Below are 6,043 nucleotides of genomic sequence, written 5' to 3' on the forward strand. Positions count from 1 at the left end.
CGAAAGGGCTACTCCCCCGCCAGCCCGCCGAGCAGATGACCGAACGAGCGTCCGTCACCGAGGTAGTTGCCGGGGTCGAACGGGTCGGCCTCGACCGTCGGGGAGCGCCGTGCGATCGCGTCTGCCAGTTCACGCGCGGCCCGCTCGATGCGCTCCCCGAGGGGCGCCACCTGATCGCCGGAGGCGCCCCAGTCGCTCGAAGCCGCGAACACTCCGGTCGAGACCGGCTCGGCGTGCAGATAGGTGAACAGCGGCCGGATCGCGTAGTCGATCGCGAGCGAATGCCGAGCTGTGCCGGCATTCGCGCCGATCAGCACAGGCTTGCCGGTGAGTGCATCGGGGTCGAGGACGTCGATGAACGACTTGAACAAGCCCGAGTAGCTGGTGGAGAAGATCGGGGTGACCGCGATGACGGCATCCGCCGACACCACGGTGTTGATCATCGTCTCGAGCGCCGGTGCGGCGAAGCCGGTGAGCAGGTTGTTCGTGATGTCGTGCGCGTAGTCGCGCAGCTCGAACACGTCCACCTCCGTCTCGATGCCCTCTCCGGTGTCGCCGAGTGCGCGCAGGGTGGCGCTGGTGAGACGGTCTGCCAGCAGACGGGTCGTGGACGGGTTGGACAGCCCTGCCGAGACGACGGCGATCCGACGTGCGGTCATCTCAGGCTCCCCTTCGCACGGCGGCGGCGGCGAACGACGACCCCGCGGCGACGGCCGTCTCACGGTATGGCGTTGCGCCGGTCAGGTTGTCGCCGCGGTTCGCGTGCGGGATCTTCTCCTGAGGACCCTGGTCGCCGTACTTGGCAGCGACCAGTGCCGCATGGGTTGGCGCATCCGGCACCTCGGCCGGGCGGTCTTTCGCGAGCTCCTTGCGAAGGACCGGGACGACCTGGCCACCGAGGATGTCGAGCTGCTCGAGCACCGTCTTGACCGGAAGACCGGCGTGATCCATCAGGAACAGCTGGCGCTGGTAGTCGCCGAAGACATCGCGCATACCCGCGTACCGGTCGATGACCTGCTGCGGCGAGCCGACGGTCAGCGGGGTCATCTCGGTGAAGTCCTCCATCGACGGGCCGTGGCCGTAGACCGGGGCATTGTCGAAGTAGGGGCGGAACTCGCGAATGGCATCCTGCGAGCTGGACCGCATGAAGACCTGTCCGCCGAGGCCGACGATCGCCTGCTCGGGGGTGCCGTGGCCGTAGTGCGCGAAGCGCTGGCGATACAGCGTGATGAGGCGCTGGTAGTGCTCGGAGGGCCAGAAGATGTTGTTCGCGAAGAACCCGTCGCCGTAGTAGGCCGCCTGTTCGGCGACCTCAGGGGTACGGATCGAGCCGTGCCAGACGAACGGCGGCACGTCATCGAGCGGGCGCGGCGTGGAGGTGAAGCCCTGCAGCGGCGTGCGGAACTCTCCCTCCCAGTCCACGACGTCCTCGCGCCACAGCTTGTGCAGCAGCGCATAGTTCTCGATCGCGAGGGGCAGGCCCCGGCGGATGTCCTGACCGAACCAGGGGTAGACCGGGCCGGTGTTGCCGCGGCCGAGCATGACGTCGGTGCGGCCGCCCGACACGTGCTGCAGCATCGCGTAGTCCTCGGCGATCTTCACCGGGTCGTTGGTCGTGATGAGCGTCGTCGCCGTCGAGAGCACGACGCGTTCGGTCTGGGCGGCGATGTAGGCGAGCGTCGTGGTGGGCGAAGACGACCAGAACGGCGGATTGTGGTGCTCGCCGAGGGCGAAGACGTCGAGTCCGACCTCCTCGGCATGCTTGGCGACCGTGATCGTATTGCGGATCTTCTCGGCCTCGCTGGGCGTTCGGCCGGTGGTCGGATCTTCGGTGATGTCGCTCACCGTGAAGATGCCGAACTGCATCGCCGGCTGCTTCGATGCGGCTGAGGTGTTGTCGTTCACGATCGCTCTCCGATTCGGGATGCCGGTGGCATCAGTTTCCATTCATATGAATGTATTCTCTGGAACACTCCACCGTGGAATCTATTCCCCGACCCTACGACCACGCGGAGCTCCCTGGCCGCCGCTCCGACCCGACCGGCTCCCGGCGTCCCCGCGGAGCGCCACGCCCCGTCCGCCCGCACGCGGACCCACGGCAGAACGGCTGAATCTCCGCGCTCCTCAGGCGAAGAGCGCGGCACCGACGTAGGAGCCGGGGCTCGCTCCGGGCGGGACCGCCCACAGGCCCGAGCCGATGTGACGCACATACTCGCCCATGATGTCGGTCGACAGGGAGCGCTGGATCTTCACGAACTGCTCCGGGGTGCGCTGATAGGACAGGAAGAACAAGCCCGCATCGAGGCGCCCGAGATCGGTGTTGCCGTCGACGAAGTTGTAGCCGCGGCGAAGAATGCGGATGCCGCCGTTAACGTCAGGATGCGCCAGGCGCACATGACTTCTCTCCGGCACGATCGCCGCGCCGGCGGCATCCGTGGCCGCGAGATCCGATTCGGTGAACTCGTCGCCGCCGGAGAGCGGGGCGCCCTCGCCTTTGTCGCGCCCGATGATCGCATTCTGCTCCGACAGCCGCACGCGATCCCACGTCTCGATCAGCATCGCGATCTTGCGCGCCACGAGGTAGGAGCCGCCCGCCATCCATGCGGGAGCGTCGGATGCCGCCACCCAGACGTGGTCCGCGAGCGCTTCGCGGTCATCCGCCAGGATGTTCGCCGTACCGTCCTTGAAGCCGAAGAGATTGCGCGGGGTCTGCTGCGCCGCCGTCGTGCGCGACGTGCGCCCGAAGCCCATCTGCGACCAGCGGATCTTCGCGCGTCCGAACGCGATCCGGCTCAGGTTGCGGATCGCATGCACCGCGACCTGCGGATCGTCGGCGCACGCCTGGATGCACAGGTCGCCGCCGGACTCGTCAGGGGCGAGGTCGTCGCCGAGGAACGCGGGGAGCCGCTCGAGAGCGGGCGGGCGCCGAGCGCCGATGCCGTAGCGATCCACCCCGTCGCTGTCGAACAGGGTCGGTCCCAAGCCGAAGGTGATCGTGAGCCGGCTCGCCCCGAGACCCAGCGCCTCACCGGTGTCATCCGGCGGCGCCTCGGGCGAGCCGCCGACGGCGCCCGATGCGCTCACCTCGAGCCCGCGGGTCATTCGCGCCGCGGCATACGACCAGTCCTGCAGCAGGGAGATCAGGTCGGCGCGATCGGTGCGTGCCATCATGTCGAACGCGGCGAAGTGCATGTGATCCTGCACCGGGGTCGTGATGCCGGCCTGATGGGAACCGAAGAAGGCGTATGCGGATGCCGCGGAGTCGCTCTCCGCGGCGCTGGCGATCGCGATCCCGCCGGTCACCCCCGCCCCGGCGCCGATCGCCAGCCCCGCCGCGCCCGCCCCCACCAGACCGAGCAGACCGCGGCGGCTGAGGCCGGCTGCCGGTTCGGTGGATGTGATGGTCGCCGGGCCGTCGCGGCGGGACGACTCGTCCCCGGGCGTCCCGGCGCTCGTCGAAGGGTCGCTCACGTCATTCCAGGACGGTCACGGTGAGCCGCGAGAGCGGCTCGGCGAGCGCGTTGATGAGGTCGGTGAACTCGCGCTTGTCGTCCTCGGTCAGGGAAGAGTACGGGGCGAACCCGTCGACGAGCGATCCGTGCGCAGCGAGCGACGCCTCCAGCGCCGCGTACCCGGCATCGATCTCCTCGACGAGGGCTGCGCCCTCGTCGCCTTTGGACGCGGCGAAGTCGCGCGCCAGCGAGAACGCCATCTTGGAGCCCTCCACGTTCGCGGCGAAGTCCCACAGGTCGGTCCCCGACCACCAGTCCTCCTCGCCCGAGATCTTGCCCATCGCCACCTCGTCGAGGAGGGCGATCGCGCCGTTGCTCAGCCCGACGATGCCCTGCGCCTCGAGCGCCTCCCGGAAGTCGTCGGAGCGGACGTAGTCGTTGAGCTCGGACACGTCGGCCAGCAGAGCGCCCCCGAACGCCGCGCGCCCCTGCGGGGTCGAGGGGGCCCAGTCATGCCAGGCGGGCGTCTCACCGTCGGCGTTGAGGGCGTCCTGCGCGGGCACCCACAGATCCTTCTCGATGCGGTGGAACCCGGTCCAGTCCAGGCCCTCCGCAACAGCATCCACCTCGCGGTAGTCGATTCGCGGGTCGAGGTCGCCGAGCGCCTCGGCGATGGGCTCGATGCGCTCGTAGTAGGCGCGCACCTGCGGGAAGGCGGCTCGGGCGGCGTCATCCGATCCGGCCTCGTAGTCGGCCACGAATGCCGCGACGGCCGGGACGAGCTGCGAGACCTGATCCTCGACGAAGGCGGCATACAGGTCGACGGCCTGCTGCTTCTGCTCGGCATCGGGTCCGTCGATCGCGACGGCGTCGCCCGAGACGGTGAACGCGGAGCGCCCGACTCCCTCGCCGATCAGACCCGGCTTGCACACCGTGAAGTACTCGCCCGGCTGGGCGACCACGGTGAGGGTTCGAGAGGCACCCGGGGCGATGTTCTCGGCTTCGCCGACGATGCGCAGACCGTCCTCGGCGAGGAGGTAGAACTCCGTCACATCGCTTCCAGCGTTCGTGACGTCGAACGCGAGGCTGCCGCTCGCGGCCGTTGCCGCCGACACTTCGCAGCCGGTGTCGGTCGCCGTGACGGTGAGGGCGTCGGATGCGGCGACCTCGCTCTTGGCGACACAGCCGGCGAGCACGACGATGGACAGACCCACGACGCCGACGGTGCCGAGGATACGGGCGGGTGTCATGCGGCTCCTTGGGTTGCGGAGGGTGACGGCGAGGTGACCTCGGATGCGGCGTCGACGTGATCGGGGACACCCGCGTCGAGAGGCTGGGCGTCGGCGTTCGGGGCGATCTGCTTCGAGACGGCGCTCGTGCGGCCGGTGCTCGGGTGGCCGGGGCGTGCGCCGCGCAGGAAGAACGCCCCGACGATGACGACGTAGAGCACCCAGGTGATCACCTGAAGCCACGACATCTGCGGCATGAAGCCGACGGCCGCCTGCAGCACGGCGGCAAGCGGGGATCCGGGCGGGATCTGGGCGGTGACATCGAATGCCCAGCCGAAGGGGAGGCCGGCGAGGCCGACCGCGACCGCGCCGGTGGCCGGATCGGTCGGCGCGAGCGCCCCGAACGGACCGGGCAGCACGCCACCCTCCTGCAGGTCGTGCACGGCATAAGCGAGGACGCCGGCGGCGACGATGATCAGGAACGCCCCGGTCCACAGGAAGAAGCGCCGCAGGTCGAGACGCAGCATCCCCCGCGCCAGCAGCCAGCCGAGCAAGGCCGCCACCAGCAGTCCGAGGAGCGCGCCGAGGAGCGCGGCGGGTGCGTCGCCGAAGGACTGCACCATCGACCAGAGCAGCAAGGTCGTCTCGATGCCTTCGCGGGCGACCGAGACGAAGCCGATCGCCACGAGCGCCCAGAGGGTGCCCTGGGCGAGCGCGCGGTCGATGCCTCCCTCGAGGCTCGATTTCAGCGTGCGTGCGGTCTTCTGCATCCAGAAGATCATCCATGTGACCATCGCCACCGCAATGAGGGACAGGACTCCGCCGATGATCTCCTGCGCCTCGAACGTGAGCGAATAGGAGCCGAAAGTCAGCACGGCGCCGATGGCCAGTGCCAGCAGGACGGCCAGCCCGACACCCGCCCACATGCGCGGCAGAACGTCGCGGCGGCCGATTCGGGTGAGGTACGCGACGAGGATGCCGAGGACGAGCGCGGCTTCGAGGCCTTCGCGGAGACCGATGAGGAATGTGGCGAGCACTGGGCAATCTCGAGACGGGAGTGAGTGACGAGGTTAGGTTAACCTCACCTCACTAACCGTACTGGTCCAGCGCGCACCGGTCAAAGCGGCTGCGCGTCGGGTGCGGCAATCCGGGGCAGCATAGAGGCTGCTCACGGCGGCCCGGGGGTTCTTCTCGCTTTCCGAGGCGGACAAGCTCGCTGGGTCAGCCGAGGAGCTTGGCCTTCGCGGCCGCGAACTCGTCATCGCTGAGGATGCCGGCATCCTTCAACGACGCCAGCTTCTGCAGCTCTGCCACGATGTCCGTGCCACCCGCCGGGACGGCAGCCGGTGCCGGTGCCGGTGC

Annotated in this window: 6 protein-coding genes; all 6 read right to left on the reverse strand. The window is 69.1% G+C overall.

The features are described from left to right. Positions 1–8: 8 nt before the first annotated feature. The 6 genes from QZV84_RS07470 to QZV84_RS07495 all read right to left on the reverse strand — a co-directional run bounded on the left by QZV84_RS07470 (position 9) and on the right by QZV84_RS07495 (position 5,995). On the reverse strand, positions 9–659 hold the full coding sequence (locus QZV84_RS07470; protein WP_292827663.1) for an FMN reductase: 651 nt from the start codon (positions 657–659) through the stop codon (positions 9–11). A gap of 1 nt (position 660) precedes the next feature. Beyond that, positions 661–1,866, reverse strand: coding sequence for an LLM class flavin-dependent oxidoreductase (locus QZV84_RS07475; protein ID WP_292827678.1), 1,206 nt, complete (start codon positions 1,864–1,866; stop codon positions 661–663). Between the two features lie 258 nt (positions 1,867–2,124). Further along, positions 2,125–3,402, reverse strand: coding sequence for an iron uptake transporter deferrochelatase/peroxidase subunit (efeB, locus tag QZV84_RS07480; RefSeq protein ID WP_292827681.1), 1,278 nt, complete (start codon positions 3,400–3,402; stop codon positions 2,125–2,127). A 70-nt stretch (positions 3,403–3,472) separates the two neighbouring features. Next, entirely contained in the window at positions 3,473–4,702 is a 1,230-nt protein-coding gene (efeO, locus tag QZV84_RS07485) for an iron uptake system protein EfeO (RefSeq protein ID WP_292827666.1), read from the reverse strand. Beyond that, positions 4,699–5,718, reverse strand: coding sequence for an iron uptake transporter permease EfeU (gene efeU, locus QZV84_RS07490; RefSeq protein ID WP_292827669.1), 1,020 nt, complete (start codon positions 5,716–5,718; stop codon positions 4,699–4,701). Before efeU ends, efeO begins: the two co-directional genes overlap by 4 nt. A gap of 184 nt (positions 5,719–5,902) precedes the next feature. After that, positions 5,903–5,995, reverse strand: coding sequence for an SHOCT domain-containing protein (locus QZV84_RS07495; protein ID WP_292827684.1), 93 nt, complete (start codon positions 5,993–5,995; stop codon positions 5,903–5,905). Positions 5,996–6,043 lie beyond the last annotated feature (48 nt).

Source organism: Microbacterium sp., from assembly GCF_011620715.1.
Taxonomy (GTDB): domain Bacteria; phylum Actinomycetota; class Actinomycetes; order Actinomycetales; family Microbacteriaceae; genus Microbacterium.